Source organism: Phenylobacterium sp. RIFCSPHIGHO2_01_FULL_69_31 (genome assembly GCF_001824475.1).
Taxonomy (GTDB): Bacteria; Pseudomonadota; Alphaproteobacteria; order Caulobacterales; family Caulobacteraceae; genus Phenylobacterium.
This window is the reverse complement of record NZ_MHXN01000032.1, coordinates 76,592-96,458: the sequence shown is the minus strand read 5'-3', so window position 1 is coordinate 96,458 and position 19,867 is coordinate 76,592. Positions and strand designations below refer to the sequence as shown.

At 70.0% G+C, this 19,867-nt stretch carries 16 protein-coding genes and 1 tRNA gene; 11 read left to right on the top strand and 6 right to left on the bottom strand.

Translation table 11 applies throughout. The features are described from left to right. Positions 1-46: 46 nt before the first annotated feature. Together A2790_RS17120 and A2790_RS17115 are read left to right on the top strand one after the other, a co-directional pair. Positions 47-1,012 (top strand): endonuclease/exonuclease/phosphatase family protein, encoded by a 966-nt coding sequence (locus tag A2790_RS17120; protein ID WP_293393968.1) that lies wholly within the window; start codon positions 47-49, stop codon positions 1,010-1,012. An 82-nt stretch (positions 1,013-1,094) separates the two neighbouring features. After that, entirely contained in the window at positions 1,095-1,328 is a 234-nt protein-coding gene (locus A2790_RS17115; RefSeq protein ID WP_293393967.1) for a hypothetical protein, read from the top strand. 205 nt (positions 1,329-1,533) lie between these two features. Here A2790_RS17115 and A2790_RS17110 read toward each other — a convergent pair whose 3' ends face one another. Beyond that, positions 1,534-2,391 (bottom strand): hypothetical protein, encoded by an 858-nt coding sequence (locus A2790_RS17110; protein WP_293393965.1) that lies wholly within the window; start codon positions 2,389-2,391, stop codon positions 1,534-1,536. 101 nt (positions 2,392-2,492) lie between these two features. Here A2790_RS17110 and A2790_RS17105 point away from each other — a divergent pair, with 101 nt between their 5' ends. The 5 genes from A2790_RS17105 to A2790_RS17085 all read left to right on the top strand — a co-directional run bounded on the left by A2790_RS17105 (position 2,493) and on the right by A2790_RS17085 (position 10,153). Further along, positions 2,493-3,806, top strand: a complete 1,314-nt coding sequence (locus tag A2790_RS17105) for an SLC13 family permease (RefSeq protein ID WP_293393963.1) — start codon at positions 2,493-2,495, stop codon at positions 3,804-3,806. A gap of 107 nt (positions 3,807-3,913) precedes the next feature. Further along, positions 3,914-4,339 (top strand): hypothetical protein, encoded by a 426-nt coding sequence (locus A2790_RS17100; RefSeq protein ID WP_293393961.1) that lies wholly within the window; start codon positions 3,914-3,916, stop codon positions 4,337-4,339. Between the two features lie 50 nt (positions 4,340-4,389). Continuing rightward, positions 4,390-5,697 carry a TolC family protein gene (locus A2790_RS17095; RefSeq protein WP_293393959.1) on the top strand — a complete coding sequence of 436 codons (1,308 nt, stop codon included), beginning with the start codon at positions 4,390-4,392 and terminating at the stop codon, positions 5,695-5,697. Then, positions 5,697-6,959 carry an HlyD family efflux transporter periplasmic adaptor subunit gene (locus tag A2790_RS17090; protein ID WP_293393957.1) on the top strand — a complete coding sequence of 421 codons (1,263 nt, stop codon included), beginning with the start codon at positions 5,697-5,699 and terminating at the stop codon, positions 6,957-6,959. Before A2790_RS17095 ends, A2790_RS17090 begins: the two co-directional genes overlap by 1 nt. 11 nt (positions 6,960-6,970) lie before the next feature. Further along, a complete protein-coding gene (locus tag A2790_RS17085) occupies positions 6,971-10,153 on the top strand; it encodes a CusA/CzcA family heavy metal efflux RND transporter (protein WP_293393956.1) in 3,183 nt (1,060 codons plus the stop codon). Positions 10,154-10,215: 62 nt separating this feature from the next. On the opposite strand, the gene chrA is transcribed toward A2790_RS17085, so the two are convergent. The 5 genes from chrA to A2790_RS17060 form a co-directional block, all read right to left on the bottom strand. Then, the gene (chrA, locus tag A2790_RS17080) at positions 10,216-11,589 is read right to left on the bottom strand and encodes a chromate efflux transporter (RefSeq protein ID WP_293393954.1); all 1,374 of its coding nucleotides are present in this window, start codon (positions 11,587-11,589) and stop codon (positions 10,216-10,218) included. Next, positions 11,586-11,720 (bottom strand): hypothetical protein, encoded by a 135-nt coding sequence (locus tag A2790_RS17075; RefSeq protein ID WP_293393952.1) that lies wholly within the window; start codon positions 11,718-11,720, stop codon positions 11,586-11,588. Before A2790_RS17075 ends, chrA begins: the two co-directional genes overlap by 4 nt. Before the next feature lie 258 nt (positions 11,721-11,978). Further along, positions 11,979-12,053 (bottom strand) — tRNA-Val (locus A2790_RS17070). An 18-nt stretch (positions 12,054-12,071) separates the two neighbouring features. After that, positions 12,072-12,782: a phosphoglycolate phosphatase gene (gene gph, locus A2790_RS17065; protein ID WP_293393950.1), complete on the bottom strand. Its 711-nt coding sequence runs from the start codon at positions 12,780-12,782 to the stop codon at positions 12,072-12,074. After that, positions 12,772-15,030 (bottom strand): transferrin receptor-like dimerization domain-containing protein, encoded by a 2,259-nt coding sequence (locus A2790_RS17060; RefSeq protein ID WP_293393949.1) that lies wholly within the window; start codon positions 15,028-15,030, stop codon positions 12,772-12,774. The genes gph and A2790_RS17060 overlap by 11 nt, the downstream gene beginning before the upstream one ends. A 111-nt stretch (positions 15,031-15,141) precedes the next feature. Here A2790_RS17060 and glmU point away from each other — a divergent pair, with 111 nt between their 5' ends. The 4 genes from glmU to A2790_RS17040 are packed head-to-tail and all read left to right on the top strand — an operon-like array spanning position 15,142 to position 19,800. After that, on the top strand, positions 15,142-16,491 hold the full coding sequence (gene glmU / locus A2790_RS17055) for a bifunctional UDP-N-acetylglucosamine diphosphorylase/glucosamine-1-phosphate N-acetyltransferase GlmU (RefSeq protein WP_293393948.1): 1,350 nt from the start codon (positions 15,142-15,144) through the stop codon (positions 16,489-16,491). Then, entirely contained in the window at positions 16,488-17,174 is a 687-nt protein-coding gene (rpiA, locus tag A2790_RS17050) for a ribose-5-phosphate isomerase RpiA (protein ID WP_293393947.1), read from the top strand. Before glmU ends, rpiA begins: the two co-directional genes overlap by 4 nt. Positions 17,175-17,183: 9 nt before the next feature. Beyond that, a complete protein-coding gene (gene gor, locus A2790_RS17045; protein ID WP_293393946.1) occupies positions 17,184-18,569 on the top strand; it encodes a glutathione-disulfide reductase in 1,386 nt (461 codons plus the stop codon). Between the two features lie 34 nt (positions 18,570-18,603). Beyond that, a complete protein-coding gene (locus A2790_RS17040; RefSeq protein ID WP_293393944.1) occupies positions 18,604-19,800 on the top strand; it encodes an O-antigen ligase family protein in 1,197 nt (398 codons plus the stop codon). Positions 19,801-19,867 lie beyond the last annotated feature (67 nt).

Here is a 19,867-nt window from a genome sequence, read left to right as displayed (position 1 = left end):
CAAGCGTAGTCTTGACACGGACTTTGGCGCTGTGGCGCATCGCTTGATGCCGATCTTGATTTTGGTCGCGACAAGCTGCGCCGCTGCGTTGGGTGTTTCTTCGGCAGCCTTGTCGCTTTTGGCGCATGGCGGCCGCGTATCGACGCGGCTCGACATCCTGACCCATTTCGCGCCGATCTACCTTGCCATGGCGCTGGTCGCCTTGCCGATGTGCTTTGCCGCAACGCGCGAGCTGCGCTTAGGACTTGCCCTTTGCGCCGTTGCCGGCCTTGTGACGAGTGGGGCGCTCCTTTTTCCGGAGTACCTTCGGGAAGGCCGCGCCGGTTCGCCAGCTGAAGGCGGGCAGCGCCTGAAGGTGGTCCAGTTCAATGCTTGGGGCGGCAATGCCGCGCCGGAAGCGGCGGCAGCGTGGATCTTTGCTCAAGATCCAGATGTTGTAGTCCTGCAGGAAGGTGCTGCGGTCGCTGCGGCTTTGTCCGCAATGGGAAAGCTCCATGGGACCTGCGTCGGTTGTCCGGTGACGATCCTGACCCGGGGTAAACCCCTAAGCAGCGCTTCAGGTGTCCCCATTGGCCGCGACTTCAGCTATCTGCTTGCGGTGAACGTGGAAAGCGAGTGGGGCGCCTTCACGGTGGTCGGGGCGCACTGCTTCTGGCCGGTGTTTAGAACGCTGAGCGAGGCGCAAGCTGTCGACCTGCGGAAGCTGGTCGCTCGCTACCCCCGCGAGCGGATGATCATCGCCGGCGACTTCAACTCAACGCCCTGGTCCTTTGCACGCCGCCGCGATGACCGCGACTTCGGACTGATCCGCCGCACGCGTGCGCTGTTCACGTGGCCTGCCGGCAAGATCAGCCACAATCGGTTGCCCGCGCCATTCCCTTATCTTCCCATCGATCACGTCTATGCCGGGCCCGGCTGGGCCACGGTCAGTGTCGAGCGGGGGCCCCGTCTCGGCTCGGATCACTATCCCGTGGTCGTCACCCTGGCGCCTCGGGACGTCGCCGCCAGATGACAAACATTTCACGTTCCGGCCGCTCCCGTTTTCCGCGGACCTGCCGTATAGCAGCGGTAGGCGGAATCGCGGGGGTGGGCCCATGGCGACATTGACGGAAATGGTGGCCGCGGTCGTCGTGCATTCGTCGGCGGCCGCCTTCTCGCATTTCGGTGTGACCATCGACACGCCGAAGGTCGAGGCGCCCCGGCCGGCCGCCTCGGCGGCGGACCAGCGTACGATCGCCCGTTCGCCTCGGCAGGCCCCGCCTGCCGAACGGGTCCTAAAGGCGAACTGCTCCGAGCCGCACGCCCGGACTCCGGTCGTCAGGGCCTGACGTTCCGCGGCGCCGCCGCTCCCGGTCATTTACGGCTTGAGTTGGCCCTGCGCGCCGAAGACACAGCGGCAAAGTAATAGCTGCTCGTGGCGAGTGTATCACGGGGATGATGTGTCTCATCCGCCCCTCTCGCGGTGATCCCACCGCCAGACAATCATTCCCCGGTGCGTCAGCCGCCAAAGTCGTCGAAGTATCCGACCACAACCTAATCCCGCCATTCGGCGAGCAGCTCGCCGTCGGGTGTTTCGAACGCGACCCGATCGAGCGCCACAGCATAGACGCAGACGGGCCGATGTTCGGAGGACTCGCTCCAGCAACGGATGGCGCCGCCCGTGGGGAAGGCGGCCAGTCGGCCCTCCAGCACAAGGCTGTAAGAGGCGGAGAGCGGGAGCGGTTCGTCGTCGGGCACCTTGCGGACGAGTTCGTAGGGGCGCTCGGCGCGCCGTCGCAGCCGCGAGGCGCCCACCTCGGAGATCGTGGCCAGTCCCAGTGTCGGGGGCGAGGGCGGCGTGGGGGTGGCGGAGGCGGGCCGGTCCCGGCGCGGCGGGCAGGTGTCTGTGCGCGTCCAGGGGCGCGGAACCCAGAAGGTCTCGAGCGCCTCGATGGTCTTGGCCTCGGGCGACTGCGTCACCAGCGGGTGGCGGGCAAGGTCGACCGGCCGGGCGACAAGCTTGAGCGTCCGCCGCTCGGCATCCACCTCATAGTGCGCCTGAGCTCTCCCGCTACCGATCTGCGGCCCCTCGCAGCCAAAGGGTATCCGTAGGCTGAAGCGGCGGTCGACGAGCGTGTCCCGACCGCCCGACGGCGCTCCCGGCGAGGCGGCGGCTCTGGCCTCCGCTTCCAGAATGAGATCGGTTCGGCTCAAGGGCGGCGGCGTCGTCTTCACCGGGGGCAGGGCGGTGACGGGGGGCGGCGCGTCGGGCGCCGCGGCGACCGGCGCGGCGGGCGGCTGCCGCGATGGCGCCCACCAGGTCGCCCAAAGGGCCAACCCCGCAACGCCGATGATCGCCAGCAAGGCCAGAAGGCCGAGGCGGCCACGAACACCACGTCTGTTGTCTGCCATGCGCCCATAGTAGCAGACGTATCGAAGGCCGCACGATGGCGGCGCAGTCGAGCCCAGGGTTTCGCCATGACCGCTCTCAAGTCGAAGCTCGCCATCGTGCGATGACGCTCCCCCAGGCCATCTCGCTAGCGGTTCTGCTCCTGGTGGTCGCCGCCCTGATCCAGGGGAAGGTGCGGGCGGACGTGGTCGCCCTGTCCGGCGCGGCGGTGCTGCTGGCCACCGGCACCCTCCGGCCAGCGGAAGTCCAGGGCGCGTTCGCGAGTCCGGCGATCATCGCCCTCGCGTCCCTGTTCGTGATCGCCTACGCGATGGAGATCTCGGGCCTTCTCGACCTGATGATCCGGATGGGCGGCCGTCTCTGCGCGCGGATCGGCGCGGCCGGAATCTGGATCATGATCGTGTTTTGCGGGGCCGCGTCTGCGTTCCTGAACAACACGCCCATCGTGGTGCTTGCCGCGCCGGTCGTGCGCGACGTCTCGCGGTCCATCGGCGCCTCGCCCCGGCGGTTCCTCATGCCGCTGTCGTACGTGACGGTGCTTGGAGGCTGCTGCACCCTCATCGGCACCTCCACCAACCTGCTCGTCAACGACATGGCCCGCAGTGGTGGGCAGCCCGCGTTCGGCCTCTTCGAGATCACCGGGCCGGCTCTGGCCGTGGCTGCAGTGGGCGGCCTCTACCTGCTGCTGTTCGGCGCCCGGCTCATGGGCCAGGACCCCGGCGGCGAGGACGTGACCATGGAGGCGGCCTTGAAGACGAGCGAGGCGCGCCACGCGGACGTCTCCGTTGGCGACCCGCGCCTCTTCGCGGGTCACCGGCCGTTCCAGCCTCGCAAGGCGCTTGCGGCGCTCGCGGTCTTCGTCGGCGTCGTTGCCGTCGCGGCGGCGAACCTCGCCCCCATCGCAGCGGCCGCCTTCACCGGCGCCGTCGTCCTCATCCTCCTCCGGATCATCACCGCCGAAGAGGCCTACAGCGGCATGCGTCCCGAGATCCTGCTGCTGATCGCAGGCATGGTCGTGATCGGCATCGCGCTGGACGTGACCGGGCTTGCGGCGGCCTCCACGGACGCCCTCATCGGCGTTACCCGCGACCTCAGCCCCTTCTGGGCGCTGGTCCTGCTCTATGGCGGGACGCTGTTCCTGACGGAGGCGCTCTCGAACGCGACGGTGGCGGTGCTGATCACCCCGGTCGCGGTGGCCCTGGCGGAGAGCCTCGGCGTCAGCCCGCGGCCCTTCCTGGTGGCCGTGATGATCGCCGCCAGCGCCGCCTTCGCCACCCCGTTCGGCTACCAGACCAACGTCCTGGTCTACGAAATGGGGCGCTACAGCTACATGGATTTCGTCCGCGTCGGCCTGCCGCTCAACCTGATCACCTGGGCCGCCGCCGTCCTGGCCATTCCCGTCTTCTTCCCGTTCTAGCGCTCGGCCGACCGAATCGCGCACCCCTCTGCGCCGAGGCCCGGAGTCGCCGCAAACGCTCTTGCGGCGCCCCGTCGCGCGATCTACGACGGCAAGACGGGAGTTCCATGCTCGCATCCTTGCGCCTCAGGTCCGTGCGGCACGCGCTGGTCATCATGCTGATGATCCTGAGCGGGCTTGTGGTCGTGGAACGCGCGCAGGCGGTGATCAACGGCGTTCAGCACGCCCTGGCCATCGACCATGTTTCTCCCCTGCTGGAGTTGGCCGCGGCTGACCATGATCACGACCATAGTCATGAGCACGGTCAGGCCAGCGCGACCGGCTCCGCGGACGCGGACGATGAAGACCAAGGGCCAGGCCCTCATCACCACCATTCGGAAGGCCCCCAGGTCGCCGCCCTGACTTCGCCGCTCGTCGTCGAGGTTGCCCGGGCGCGCTCCGAAGCCCTCTTCATACCTGCCGATGCGGGCTCGCCGCAGTCCCGGATCTTCGGCCTCGAACGGCCCCCCAAGACTCTCAGCGAACGAGCCTGACTGGCGCGGCGATCAGGCCGCGCGTCTGATTCGCAGCTTCGAGAGAGACCATGCACCTTCGATACCGCGGTCGCGCATCGGCGCGGCCAGGGTTGGCGTTGATCGCCGGCCTGCTTCTCACCGTGACGGGCCCCTCGGCCGCGCTCGCGCAGTCCTCGGCCGTCGCGGCCCCTCCGATCCTCGACCTCGGCGAGGCCCTGGCGCGGGCCAGCGCGGCCGATCCCGCGGCGACGGGCTGGGACGCGCGCCTCGGCGCGGCCCAGGCGAGCGTCCGCCAGGCGGGGGTCAAGCCGAACCCCTCCCTTGGCTTCGAACTGGAGGATCTCGCGGGCAGCGGCACGTACTCCGTGCTGGATCGCACCGAGGCGACGCTGAGCTACCAGCAGACGCTGGAGCGCGGCGGTAAGCGGGAAGCGCGGATCGGGCTCGCCCGCGCCGGCGCCGAGGTGACCCGCCGCCGCCGCGACGTTCGCCGCCTCGACCTCCTGCGCGACGTCCAGGTCGCCTATGCCGAGGCGCTGTCCGCCGAGGCGGATCTGCTGATCGCCGAGGCCCGGCTCGTCGCGGCGCAATCCGCACAGACTGACGTCGACCGGCGTGTGCGCGCCGCCCGCGATCCGCTGTTTGCAGGCTCCCGCGCCGAGGCCGCCACGGCCCAGGCCGAGATCGAGCGCGACCAGGCGCGCGCCGCGGCCCGAAACGCGCGTGACGTCGTCGCGCGGTACTGGGGCGGCGCCGCGGATTTCGCCCTGAACCTCGAGACGTTCTTCGGCGCCGTCCCGCCGTCTGGCGACCGGGCGGTCGCGGTCGCCGACCTTGCGCTGCTGGAGGCCGAGCGCGACGTGGCCACGTCCAATGTGCGGCTAGAGCAGTCCCGCGCGGTGACGGATCCCACGCTCCGGGCCGGCTTCCGGTACTTCGGCGACGGCAACGACGTGGCGCTCGTCGTGGGCGGGACCCTGCCGTTGCGGCTCCACGACAACAACAAGGGCGCGATCGACCGGGCCATCTCAGAACGAAGCGCCGCGGAGGCCGACATCACGGCCGAGCGCGTGCTTCGCGAGCGCGAGATCGCCCGGCTCATGGCGAGGATGGCGGCCTCGGCCACCGAGTCGGAGCGGCTGCGCGCCGAGGTCATTCCGGTCGCTATCCGGGCTGTCGAACAGGTGCGCGACGGCTTCAACCGGGGCGGCTTTCAATACATGAACGTGGCCGATGCCGAGCGTGCGCTGGCCGATGCGCGGGCCCGCCGCGTGGCGGTCCTGCGGCAATTCCATCTGGATCAGGCGGCGCTCGACCGCCTGACCGGGCGCCATGCGGCGCTCGCTTCCTCGAACCTCAATGCGGAGCGTCGCTGATGCGCGCCAACCAAACCCGGCGGCGCGCCCGCCACTCGGCCGTGCTGCTGCTGCTGTCCGTGACCCTCGCGGCTTGCGGCCAGGGGGCGCCCAAAGCCCCCGACGCCGAAGCCCACAAGGCGGCGGCCGCCGAGTACGAGCGGGGCCCGCACCGCGGCCGCCTCCTGCGCGACGGCGACTTCGCCCTGGAGATCACCCTCTACGAGGAGGGGCCGGCCCCGCTGTTCCGGCTCTACGCCTACCGGGACGACAAGCCCATCGATCCCAAGGGCGTGCAGGTGAGCATCGCGCTTACCCGCCTTGGGCCGAAGGTCGACCGCTTCACCTTCGTGCCGGAGGCGGACTATCTGACCAGCCCGGCCATCGTTCATGAGCCGCACTCGTTCGATGTGAGCGTCTCGGCCACCCATGCGGGCAAGGCGCACAAGTGGGCCTATTCCTCCTACGAGGGGCGCGCCACGATCAGCGCCGATGCCGCCCGTGCGGGCGGCGTGACGACCGAGAAGGCGGGTTCGGCCGTCCTCGGCGAGAGCCTGCCGATCAACGGACGTGTGGAGATCACCCCTGAGGGGCAGGCCGACGTCATCGCCCGTTATCCCGGCCGGGTGGTCAGCCTGAACGCCGAGCTCGGTCAGCGCGTGAAACGGGGCCAGGTGCTGGCGCGCGTGGAGTCCAGCGAGAGTCTGCAGACCTATTCGGTGACGGCGCCCATCTCCGGGGTGATCGTGAAGAAGAACGTCACGGCGGGCGGCATCACCGGCAATGAGCCGATCCTGGTGGTCGCCGATCCGAACCGGCTGCATGCGGAGTTCTTCCTCTATCCGCGCGATGCCGAGCGGGTCCGCGTGGGGCAGGCCGTGGACGTGGTGAGCCTGGCCGGCGACCACCGCTACACCGGCCGGATCGAGGCGATCCTGCCCACGGCGGACCTTACCAACCAGACCCTCATAGCCCACGTCGACCTGCCGGGCGCCGGCGAGGCGTGGCGGCCCGGCCTGGGGGTCAAAGGGACAGTCTCCGTGGGCGCCACGGCCGCGCCGCTGGCGGTGCGCACCAAGGCTATCCAACCCTTCCGCGACTTCGAGGTGGTCTACGCCAAGGTCGGGAACACCTACGAGGTGCGGATGCTGGAGATCGGCCGCCGCACCCCCGAGTGGACCGAGGTTCTGGGGGGCCTCGAGCCCGGGACCGAATATGTGGTCGACGGCGCCTTCCTCATCCGCGCGGACATCGAGAAGTCCGGCGCGAGCCACGACCACTAGGAGCGCGCACCATGCTTGAACGCATCATCGCGCTCTCGATCCGCTTCCGGTGGGCCGTGCTCGCGCTCGCGCTGATGTTCGGGGCGGTCGGCGTCTGGAGCTTCCAGCGCCTGCCCATCGACGCCACGCCGGACATCACCAACGTGCAGGTGATGATCAACACCGAGGCTCCCGGCTTCTCGCCGCTGGAGTCGGAGCAGCGCATCACCTTCCCGGTGGAGACCGCCGTCGCCGGTCTGCCGGGCCTGCAGTACACCCGCTCCGTCTCGCGCTACGGCCTCAGCCAGGTCACGGTCGTCTTCGAGGATGGCACGGACATCTACTTCGCCCGCCAGCTCGTCAACGAGCGGCTGCAGGCGGCGCGGAGCCAGTTGCCGGAGGGCCTGACGCCCGAACTCGGGCCGATCGCCACCGGCCTCGGCGAGATCTTCATGTACACGCTCGAGGCCAAGCCGGGCGCGCGAAAGCCCGACGGCACGGCCTATACCCCGGAGGACCTGCGCACCCTGCAGGACTGGGTGATCCGGCCGCAGCTCCGCAACACTCCCGGCGTCACCGAGGTGAACACCATCGGCGGCTTCGAGCGGCAGTACCACGTGACGCCCATCCCCGAGCGGCTGGCTGCCTACGACGTCAGCATGTCGGAGATCGTGGAGGCGCTGGGCCGGAACAACGCCAATGTCGGCGCCGGCTACATCGAGCGGTACGGCGAGCAGTATCTGGTCCGGGTGCAAGGCCAGGCCGGCACGCGCGAGGACCTCGGCGCGATCCTGGTCGCCAACCACAATGGCGTGCCGGTCCGCATCGCCGACGTGGCAGACGTGATCATGGGCGAGGAGCTGCGCACGGGGGCGGCGACCGAGAATGGTCGCGAGGTGGTGCTGGGCACCGTCTTCATGCTGGTCGGCGAGAACAGCCGCACGGTGGCCCAGGCCGCGGCCAAGCGTCTGGAGGAGGCCGCCAAGGCCCTGCCGCCCGGCGTGGTGGCCGAGCCGATCTACGACCGCACCGACCTCGTGGAGCGCGCCATCAGGACGGTGGAGACCAACCTCGTGGAAGGGGCGCTGCTGGTCATCGTGGTGCTGTTCCTGCTGCTCGGGAACATTCGGGCTGCGCTGATCACCGCCGCGGTCATTCCGATCACCATGCTGATGACCATCACCGGCATGGTGCGGGCCGGGGTCTCGGGCAATCTCATGAGCCTGGGGGCGCTGGACTTCGGCCTGATCGTCGATGGGGCGGTGATCATCGTCGAGAACTGTCTGCGCCGCTTCGGCGAGGCGCAGCACAACCTCGGCCGCCTGCTGACCCGCCAGGAGCGGTTCGACCTGGCGGCGTCCGCGTCGGGCGAGGTCATCCGCCCGTCGCTGTTCGGCGTGCTGATCATCACCCTCGTCTATGTGCCGATCTTCGCCCTCACCGGGGTGGAGGGGAAGATGTTCCACCCGATGGCGATCACCGTGGTGATGGCGCTGAGCATTGCCCTTGTCCTGTCGCTCACCTTCGTCCCAGCGGCGGTGGCGCTGTTCGTCACCGGCAAGGTCGCGGAGAAGGACTCCGTCTTCATGCGGGGCGCCCGCCGGCTCTACGAACCTGCACTGGACATGGCGCTGCGCCTCCGCGTGCCTTTCGTGGCCGCCGCGGTCGCGCTGGTCGTGATCTCGGGCCTTGCCGCCAGTCGGATGGGGTCGGAGTTCGTGCCGAGCCTCGACGAGGGCGACATCGCCATGCACGCGCTGCGCATTCCCGGGACCAGCCTGAGCCAGGCCATCCAGATGCAGACCGCGCTGGAGAAGCGCATCGCGCAGTTCCCGGAGGTGGAGCGGGTGGTCGCCAAGATCGGCACCGCCGAAGTCGCCACCGACCCTATGCCGCCGTCGGTCGCCGACACCTTCATCATGCTGAAGGATCGCAAGGACTGGCCGGACCCACGCAAGCCGAGGGCGAAGCTGGTGGAGGAGATGCAGGCCGCCGTCGCCCAGATCCCGGGGAACAACTACGAGTTCACTCAACCGATCCAGATGCGGTTCAACGAGCTCCTGTCGGGCGTGCGGGCGGACGTCGCGGTCAAGGTATTCGGGGACGACCTCGACCAGCTCCTGGCGCTCGGCAATGAGATCAAGGGCGTGGTCGAAGGGGTCGAGGGCGCGGAGGACGTGGGCTTGGAACAGGTCACCGGCCTGCCGGTGCTGCAGATCACGCCGGACCGCGCCGCCCTGGCGCGGCTCGGCATCGCCATGGCCGACGTGCAGGAGGTGGTGCAGACCTCGGTGGGCGGCGTGGTCGCCGGCCAGGTCTTCGAGGGCGACCGCCGCTTCGACGTGGTGGTTCGGCTGCCGGAGGCGGTTCGCGAGAACACCGACGCCATCGGGCGGCTGCAGATCCCGGTCCGGAGCGCCGGCGGACGCTCGTTCGTGCCGCTGGAGGAGGTCGCGACCATCGCGGTGGAGAAGGGGCCGAACCAGATCAGCCGCGAGAACGGCAAGCGCCGGGTGGTGGTCGCCGCCAACGTCCGCGGCCGCGACCTGGGCTCGTTCATCACCGAGGCGCAGGCCAAGGTCGGCGCGGAGGTGGAGGTCCCGGCCGGCTACTGGATCAGCTACGGCGGCACCTTCGAGCAGCTGATCTCGGCCGCCAAGCGGCTGCAGCTGGTGGTGCCGGTGGTGCTGGCGCTGATCTTCGGCCTGCTGTTCGCGCTGTTCCGCTCGGTGAAGGACAGCGCCATCGTCTTCTCCGGCGTGCCCCTGGCGCTGACCGGCGGGATCGCGGCGCTGCTGATGCGCGGCATGCCGCTCTCGATCTCGGCCGCCGTCGGCTTCATCGCGCTTTCGGGCGTGGCGGTTCTGAACGGCGTGGTGCTGGTGAGCTTCATCCGCGGGCTGATCGAAGAGGGCAAGTCGCCGTTGGACGCCGCCAGGGAAGGGGCTCTGACCCGGCTCCGCCCGGTGCTGATGACGGCGCTGGTGGCGAGCCTGGGCTTCGTCCCCATGGCGCTGAACGTGGGCCCTGGGGCCGAGGTCCAGCGGCCGCTGGCGACGGTCGTCATCGGCGGCGTCATCTCGTCCACCCTGCTGACCCTGCTGGTGCTGCCCGCGCTCTACAGTCTCGTGCACGGGCGGGACCGGGCGGGCGACCGGCGGGCGCCAGCGTGGCTCGACCACCTGCCGTTCCGCAACGGCCGCAAGGCAGTGTGATCGCCCGTGGTCGGGTGGCGGTCGGCCGGGCGTCGAAGAGGTCTTCCGGTGGCAGGCGTGCGCTACCCCTGTACGACGCCGGTCAGGTAGAGGCCCACGCCGGCCGCCGCGCAGCCGAGCAGCAGCGGAATCACGCCCACCTTGAAGCGGAAGGCGGCGATGGCCGCGGCGGCGGCCAGCAGCAGGCTGGGCAGGTTCACCGAGGCGGGCACCGGCAGGTCTAGCGACAGCGGGCCGGCCGCCACCTCCCGAACCTCGGCGAAGAGCACGTGCAGCCCGAACCAGATCGCCAGGTTCAGGATCACGCCCACCACTGCCGCCGTGATGGCCGCCAGGGCCGCATTCAGCGCCCGCGCCCCGCGCAGGGCTTCCACGAACGGCGCGCCCAGGAAGATCCAGAGAAAGCAGGGGACGAAGGTCACCCAGGTGGTCAGGACGCCGCCCAGCACGCCGGCCGTCAGAGGGCTCATGCCGCTCGCGCCGCGATAGGCGCCCATGAAGCCCACGAACTGGGTGACGATGATCAGCGGGCCGGGGGTCGTCTCCGCCATGCCGAGACCGTCCAGCATCTCGCCCGGCCTCAGCCAGCCGTAGGTCTGCACGGCCTCCTGGGCGACATAGGCCAGCACAGCGTACGCGCCGCCGAACGTCACCACCGCCATCTTCGAGAAGAAGACCGCGATCTCGGCGAAGACGTCGTCCCAGCCGAGCGCGAAGCCGAGGCCGAGCACGGGAATCGCCCAGAGGAGGGCCAGGACGGCCCCGATCTTCAACGCCCACGCCAGGTCCGGGCGGGCGTGGTCCGGTGTCTCCTCACCCAGGATCGTATCGGCGTCCGCCACCTCGTTCGTCATCTTGGGGCCATGCCCGCCGCCGATGAGGAACGCCTTCACCCCGGCGCGCCCGCCGAAGAAGCCGATTACCCCGGCCGCGAGGATAATGACCGGGAAGGGGAGGTCGAAGGCGTAGATGCCGATGAACGCCGCGGAGGCCAGGCCGATCATGACCGGGTTCTTCAGCGACCGGCCCCCGACCCGGATCACGGCCTGGACCACCACCACCAGCACCGCCGCCTTGAGACCGAAGAAAAGGGCGCTCACCGCACCGACGTCGCCGTACAGCGCGTAGAGGATGCTGAGGCCCATGATGGCGACGAAGCCCGGCAGCACGAACAGCACGCCGGCGATCAGGCCGCCCAGCGTCCGGTTCATCAGCCAGCCGATGTAGATGGCCAGCTGCTGGGCCTCGGGCCCAGGCAGGAGCATGCAGTAGTTCAGCGCGTGCAGGAACCGGCGCTCGCCCAGCCACCGCTTCTCCTCCACGAGGATGCGGTGCATCACCGCGATTTGGCCCGCGGGGCCGCCGAAACTCAGCGCCGCGATGCGGGCCCACGTCCTGGTCGCCTCGGCCAGCGACACCTTGCCGCCCGCGTTCACGAGCAGACCTCTGCGCGACGCAGCTTCGCCGCGATGGCGTCGTCCAAGGTCATCACGATGTCGGCCAGCGCCGCATCAGCGAGCGCAAGCATGGTCGTCCGTCGGCCGAGGTATATGGGGAACAGGCCCATTCGCGTCTCCAAGCGGAGGTGCGCGGTGGTTGGGCCTCAGCCTGACCGGGACACCGCTTCATCCCGGGCTCCTGAAAGCTACGGGGCGGCGGGGGACAATTCAACATCTGACGCGGATCGCCGCCGTGATCGCCTCATCGCGTCGAGGGGGGCGCGACGTTCGACCCTTCGAGCCTGGCGGGCAGCCGCCTGTTGCCTCGCTTCCCGGGCCGCAAAGGCCAGGCGAGGATAGAAGCCCATGGAATGTCGGGAAGAAAATGGTGGATGCGACAGGGATTGAACCTGTGACCCCCTCGGTGTGAACGAGGTGCTCTCCCGCTGAGCTACGCATCCGCCGCAGGAAGGCGGGGGCTATAACCGACCGGCTTGCGCGCCGCAAGCGCCCAACAGCCGCACGCAGGCGTCGGGCAGTTCGTCGAAGCTGTGGATAAGGATGTCCGGGTCGAGGTCGGCCGCCGGGACCTCGGTGTAGCCGAAGCTGACCAGGATCAGGCCGGCCTTGGCCGCGCGGGCGGCACCGGCGTCGGTGAAGGCGTCGCCGACCATGATGGCGCGGGTCATGTCCCCGCCTACGGCGTCGACCGCGGCCTGCAGGTGGCGCGGATCGGGCTTGATCGCGGGGGCGGCGTCGGCCCCGATCACCGCCTCGAAGCGGCTGGCGAGGCCCAGTGTCTCCAGCAGCGCCACCGACAGGTCCGTGCGCTTGTTGGTGCAGACGCACAGCTTGGCGCCTGCGGCCCGCAGCGCGTCGAGGGCGGCCTCGCACCCGGGGAACGGCCGGCTCTCGTCGGCGATGTGGTCCAGGTAGTGGGCGATGAAGCGGTCGAACAAGGGCTGCACGCGGGCGGGGTGCAGATGCTGGCCCGCCGCCTCGAAGCCCCGCTCGATCAGCCACCGGGCGCCGCGGCCGATGAACGGGCGCGCCTCGTCCAGGGGCAGGGCGGGCAGGCCCTCGTCCCCCAGGAGGACGTTCAGCGTGCCGATCAGGTCGGGCGCCGTATCCACCAGGGTGCCGTCGAGGTCGAAGGCGACCACCGCGCCGCGCAGGATGTCAGCCCCCATTGATCACCGCCGTCGCCGCCTCGAGCCCGGCGGCGTAGTCGCTCAGCGCCTCGGCGGTGAGGCCGATGTAGCGGGTCGCGTCCTCGAAGCGCCGCTCCTCGATGGCCTCGCGGATGCCAGGCAGGGTCTTGGCTCCGTAGCCGGTGAAGCGGCCGGGGGCGTAGATCATGTTCTTGTAGTACGGCCGGAACGGTAGGCCCTGCTCCCGCAGCAGCCGCTGTTCCAGCGGCAGGAGCGCGGCGCCCAGCTTCGTCTTCTGCGCAGCGGACAGGCCGGAGCCCTTCGCGGCCAGGGCGCCGTCGAACGTCGCGGCGCTGGCCTTCAGGCGGGCCAGGGCGGCGTCCATCGGCGTGAAATCCAGCGCTGGCGAGGCCGGCAGGGTCGCTGGGTCGCCGCGCGGAATCGTCGGGTCGTCGGCGAGCTTGTAGGCGCCCGAGGCGAGCAGGCGGCTGCGGGCGGCGGCCTGGTCGCGCGTCGTGTCGGCCAGGCGCTTCACCTCGTCGAGGTAGCCCGCGACGGTCCCGGCGAAGTCGCCGTAGCGCTGCACCGTCGTCTCGGCGTCGGCCATCCGCAGCACCATGCGGCCGGCCACCTTGGCCAGGGCGCCGGCATAGGCGTGGCCCGGGTCCACGAACCGGCTGTGGTGCTCGTAGGTGTCGTAGGCCGAGTGGTAGACGCCGCCCGAGTCGCCTTCACCGCCGAAGCCCACGTTCAGCGAGGCGATGCCCAGGTTCTGCAGGAAGGTGGAGTAGTCCGAGCCCGAGCCCAACGGATCCAGGGGCAGGTCCCGGGCGGGATCGGCCGCGATCTTGGCCAGGGCCACGGCCCGCGGAGTGGCGCCGGGCGCCTCGCCCTGGACGGCGAGGCCGGCGCGGGCCCGTTCGCCCACGCTGACGCCGGTCTGCGGGTCCTTCACGTCGGCCGCCACCTGGTTCACGAAGTGCTGCAGCGAGTGGCTGCCGCCCACGTCCAGGAAGCCGCGGCTGTTGCTGTCCGAGTTGATGTAGACGAGCGCCTTCCTCTTCAACTCGGCGGCGTGGGTCTCGGCCCATTCTGTGGATCCCAGCAGCATCGGCTCCTCGGCGTCCCAGCTGGCGTAGACGATGGTCCGTTTCGGCTTCCAGCCGGCCTTTGCCAGGGCGCCCAGCGCCTTGGCCTCGCCCATCATGGCCACGTGGCCCGAAAGCGGGTCGGTGGCGCCGAACACCCAGCCGTCACGGTGGTTGCCTCGGACGATCCATTCGTCCGGCCTTTGGCGGCCCTTGAGGGTGGCGATCACGTTGTAGGCCGGCTTCAGGCTCCAGTCGGAGGCGACCTTCAGCCGGACCTTGGCCGTCTCGCCGCCGCCCACGTGGTAGGTGAGGGGCAGGCCGCCGCGGAAGCTCGGCGGCGCGACCGGCCCGTCCAGCGCCTTCAGCAGCATCTGCGCGTCGCCGTAGGACAGCGGCAGGGTCGGGATCTTCAGGATCGTCTCGGCCTGTTCTCTGGGAACGCGCTTGGCGTCCTTGGTCGAGCCGTAGCCCGGCGTCGTGGGATCGCCCGGAAAAAGGGTCATGTCCGCGACCGAGCCGCGCTGGACGCCGTTGGCCGGCCGCGCCGCGCCCTTGGGATAGACGTCGTCCGCCGAATAGCCGTCGTCGCGCGGGTCGGAATAGATGATTGCGCCGACCGCGCCGTGCTCCTGCGCCAGCTTGGGCTTCAGCCCGCGCCAGCCCTGGCCGTAGCGGGCGATGACGATCTTGCCCTTCACCGAGACGCCGAGCCGCTGCAGCGCCTCGTAGTCGGCCGGCATGCCGTAGTTCACGTAGACCAGCGGGGCAGTGACGTCGCCGTCGCCCTGGAAGGCCACATAGGCCGGGAGCTGGTCCTTGGTGCGGCTCGAGCTCTCGTCCCCAGGGATCGGCGCCTCGGTCAGGGTGGCCTTGAAGGGCGCGCCCGCGCCGGCGGTCAGCTCGAGCAGCACCTCCTTGGGCGTCGGATACAGCACCCAGGCCGTCTCGATCCGGGCGTCCCAGCCCCAAGCCTTGAACTGGGCCAAGGTCATCTCGGCGTTCTTCTTGTTGTGCGCCGAGCCCACGTGGATCGGCTCGGCCGACATGGTCTTGAGCCAGCCGCCCATCTCGGCGTTGTCGATCAGGCCGTCGAACCTGGCCTCCAACGCCGCATCGGCCGATTGCGCCGCGGCCGGGGCGAGCGCGACGAGCGCGGAGGCGGCCAGGAGGGTGGCGAGACGCGGGCCGATTTTCATGGAGACTCCCTGACAGGACGGGGCGGAGGCTAGCCCGCGGTCGCGCGCCGCCACAAGGCTTGCTAAGCGGGGGGGCGAACGAAGACTCGATGACTGCCTTGGGAGCGCCGAATGACCGCCAGAGCCGCCGTGATCATGGCTGCCGGCCACGGCACGCGGATGAAGTCACGGACGCCCAAGGTGCTGCACAAGGTCGGCGGCCGCACCTTGCTGGACCGGATCATCGACACGGTGCAGGCGGCGGGCTGCGAACGCATCCACGTGGTGGTGGGTACGATCCCCCAGGTCCGGGACCTGGTGGTGAAGCGCCTTGGGGAGGCCGCCGTGGTGGTCCAGGACCCGCCAAAGGGCACCGGCCATGCGGTGCTCTGCGCCGAGGCGGCGCTGGCCGATTTCGACGGCGACGTGCTGGTGGTCAACGCCGACCCGCCGCTGCTGCAGGCCCAGGACCTGGAACCGCTCTTCACCCTCCGCCAGAACGGCGCCTCGCTGGCCTTGCTGGCGTTCGAGCCGGTCGACCCGCTGCTCTATGGGCGGGTGATCCGCGGCGCGGACGGCCATGTGATGCGCATCGTCGAGCCCAGCGAGGCCAGCGATTCCGAGAAACAGGTCCGCCTGTGCAACGCCGGCATGTACCTGGCCGGCCGCGACGACCTGTTCCGCTGGCTCTCGCGGCTGACCGACGACAACCCGAAGCGCGAGTATTTCCTGACGGGCATCGTGGCCGAGGCGGTGGGGGAAGAGCGGCTGGTCCGCGCGCACACCGCGCCGGAGACCGCCGTCATGGGCGCCGACACGCCCATGCAGCTCTCGCAGGCCGAGGCCGAGTTCCAGAGGCGGCGGCGCGCGCACTTTCTGGCCGAGGGCGTGGCCATGACCGCGCCGGAGACGGTGTTCTTCGCCTGGGACACGCAGGTCGCGGCAGGCGCCACGATCGAGCCCTATGTGGTCTTCGCGCCGGGCGTGACGGTCGAGACGGCGGCGGTCATCCGCGCCTTCAGCCACCTGGAGGGTTGTGTGGTCCGCGAAGGCGCCCTGATCGGCCCCTACGCCCGCCTGCGGCCGGGCGCCGACATCGGCGAGGACGCCCACATCGGCAACTTCGTCGAGGTCAAGAAGGTGACGGTGGGCAAGGGCGCCAAGGCCAATCATCTCAGCTACCTGGGCGACGGCACGGTGGGCGCGGGCGCGAACATCGGCGCCGGGACGATCTTCTGCAACTACGACGGCTTCTTCAAATACGACACCCACGTAGGCGAAGGCGCGTTCATCGGCTCGAACTCGGCGCTGGTGGCGCCGGTCAGGATCGGGGCGGGCGCCTACACGGGCTCGGGCTCGGTGATCACCGAGGACGTGGAGCCCGACGCCCTGGCCATCGGGCGGGGCAAGCAGGCGCAGAAGGAAGGCTGGGCGGCGAAGTTCCGCAAGAAGATGGCGGAGAAGAAGGCGGCCCGGAAATGAACGACGCCGACGCCCAGAAGCGGGCCGCCGGCGAGGCTGCCGCGGCCCTGGTGGAGAGCGGCATGGTCGTCGGCCTGGGCACCGGCTCGACGGCGGCCTGGTTCGTCCGCGCCCTGGCCGCCCGGGGACTCGACATCGTCGGCGTGCCGACCTCGCAGGCCACCGCGGACCTGGCGGCCAGCCTCGGCGTCCGGCTGGGCGAGCTGGGCGAGACGCGGACCATCGACCTCACCGTGGACGGCGCCGACGAGATCGGCCCCGGCCTGTCGCTGATCAAGGGCGGCGGCGCGGCCCTGCTGCGCGAGAAGCTGGTCTGGGAGGCCTCGAAGTCCTGCGTGGTCATCGCCGACGCGGCCAAGACCGTGAAGACCCTCGGAAAATTCCCGCTTCCGATCGAGGTGGTGGCGTTCGGCCACAAGACGACGGCGCTCAGGATCTGCGACGCCCTCTCGGAATGCGAGATCGGCATCGCGCCGGTGCTTCGCCGAAAGGACGGCGAGCCTGTAAGAACCGACGGCGGAAACCTTATCTATGACGCTCACTGCGGTCGGATCGAGGAACCGGCGGCCCTGGCGGCGGCGCTGAAGAGCGTCACTGGCGTCGTGGACCACGGGCTGTTCCTCGACCTCGCCGATCGCGCACTTGTCGGCACGCCGGACGGCGTCGTCGAGCTGGAACCTTAGGAGCTGCCGGTGGCGGACTACGACTACGATCTTTTCGTCATCGGCGCCGGCTCTGGCGGCGTGCGCGCGGCCCGGGTGGCGGCCATGTCGGGCGCCAAGGTGCTGGTGGCGGAGGAGCACCGCGTGGGCGGCACCTGCGTGATCCGCGGGTGCGTGCCGAAGAAGTTCATGGTCTACGCCTCGGAGTTTTCAAAACAATTCGAGACGGCGCGGGGCTATGGCTGGACCGTCGGCGAGACCAGCTTCGACTGGCCGAAGTTCCTGATGGCCAAGGATGATGAGATCGCCCGCCTGTCGGGCATCTACGTCCGCAACCTGCAGAACGCCGGCGCCGAGCTGGTGCACGGCAAGGCCTGGCTGGTGGACCGTCACACGGTCGAGGTGGAGGGGCGGGGCCGCGTCACCGCGAAGAAGATCCTGATCGCCACCGGTGGCCGCCCGTGGATGCCGCATGACCTGCCGGGGATCGAGCACGCGATCACCTCGAACGAGGCCTTCCACCTCGAAGAGCTGCCGAAGCGGATCGTGATCGTGGGCGGCGGCTACATCGCCGTGGAGTTCGCCGGGATTTTCAACGGCCTGGGTGTCGAAACGACCCTCGTTCATCGGGGCCCCAACCTGCTGCGCGGCTTCGACGACGACGTCCGCGCGTTCGTGGCCAGCCAGATGGAAGAGCGCGGGATCAAGATCCGGCTGGGCGCCCAGATCGCGAAGATCGAGAAGACCGAGGGGGGCCTGATCGGCGCTTGCGTCGACGGCCACAACCTCACGGCCGACGTGATCATGTTCGCCGTGGGACGGGAGCCCTACACCGAGGGGCTGGGCCTGGAGGCCGCGGGCGTCGCACTGGACGACACCGGCGCGGTCAAGGTGGACGACTACTCGAAGACCAACGTGGACAACATCTGGGCAGTGGGCGACGTCACCAATCGGATCAACCTGACCCCGGTGGCGATCCGCGAGGGCCAGGCCTTCGCCCTGACCGAGTTCCACGGTCAACCGACCCGCTTCGACCATGAGATGGTCGCCTCGGCGGTGTTCTCGCAGCCGCCGGTGGGGTCGGTGGGCCTGTCCGAGGCCGACGCCCGCCACCAGTACGGCCCCAAGATCGACATCTACCTGGCCAACCTGCGGCCGATGAAGGAGACCTTCTACGGCGGCCACACCCGCGCACTGCTCAAGCTGGTCGTGGAGCAGGGCAGCGAGAAGATCTTGGGCTGCCACGTGGTGTCCCCCGACGCGCCCGAGATCATCCAGATGGCGGCTGTGGCCCTGAAGATGGGCGTGACCAAGCCTCAGTGGGATTCGACCTGCGCCGTGCATCCAACGCTCGCGGAGGAACTGGTCACCATGCGCGAGAAGCACCTGCCGCCGTCCCTCGGCCAGGTGGCGTGATCCTGCCGCGCGAAGGCCTTGCGGGGCGGCGCCGGTGAGTCTGGCGTCGGACGGCGACCCGCCGCGCGCCGCGTCCTGGAGCGCAGGCGTGTGGTGCGGCTGGGTGCTCGTCGGCGCGGCGGCGCTTACGCCGCTGTTCGCATGGCTGGGACCGCTGGGGTTTGCGCCGCTGCTGGGCCTGGTCGGGCTGTTGTGCCTGGGGCCGTTGCGCATCGGCCCGCGGGAGGCGCCGCTTGCGGTCGTGTTGCTGGCGGGCGTCGCCTGGGCCGCGTTCTCGACGTTCTGGAGTCCGCACCGGCCGTCCGAACTCGAGGACAGCGTCGCCCTCAAGCTTCTGCTGCAATTGCCCCTCTACTGGGCGGCCTGGGTCGCGGCGCGGCGCGCCGATCCGGCCCTGCGCCGGCTGGCGCTGCGCATCTTCGCCTGGGGCCTGGCGGCCTATGGCGCCGTGCTGCTGGTCGAGGCCTTCACCGGCGCGGCGATCTACCGGGGCCTGCGCGAGCTGATCAACGACCCGATCCGGCCGGATCTGGGGCGCAAGAACGTGGCCCAGGGAAGCTTCGTCCTGGCCCTGCTCTGGCCGGTGGCTGCGGTCGGCGGATATAGGGCAGGGGCGCCGGCGTGGCTGGCCGCGCCCATGGCGCTGGGAACCCTGTTGCTGGCGCACAATTTCGGGTCGGATGCGCCGGTGCTGGCGGTCGGCCTTGCCGTGCTCGTCGGGGCCCTGGTCTGGATCTGGCCGCGGAGGGCGCCCAAGGGGCTGGCGCTGGGCGCCGCCGGCCTCGTGATCGCCATGCCGCTCCTGATCCTGGCCATGCTCGTGTTGGGGCTCGGTCGGGGCCTGCCGGAGTCGTGGGAACAGCGGGTCGGATACTGGGGCTACGCTATTGCCCGCATAGCGGACCACCCGTTCCGCGGCTGGGGTCTCGACGCCAGCCGGGCGTTCAGCCCCCACATCCAGCTGCACCCGCACAACGGGCCGCTGCAGGTCTGGCTGGAACTGGGCATGGTCGGCGCCGCGGCCGCGGCCCTGGCCTGGGCCTTCGTCTTCCGCCGTCTCGCCCGGGACGCGCGCAGCTTGACCGCCGCCGCGACGGCGGGCTCAGCCTCGGTCTACCTGCTGTTCGGTGTCGTCAGCTTCGGCGTCTGGCAGGAGTGGTGGCTGGCCCTGGCGGCGCTCACTGCGGTCATCGCCACCCTGGCCGACGCCGAGGAGACTGCGGCAAGCTAGGCATCGACGCCCGGGGCCGTTCCGAGTAAAACGCCCGGCCCGCCGAACAACCGGCGGTTCCTGAGTG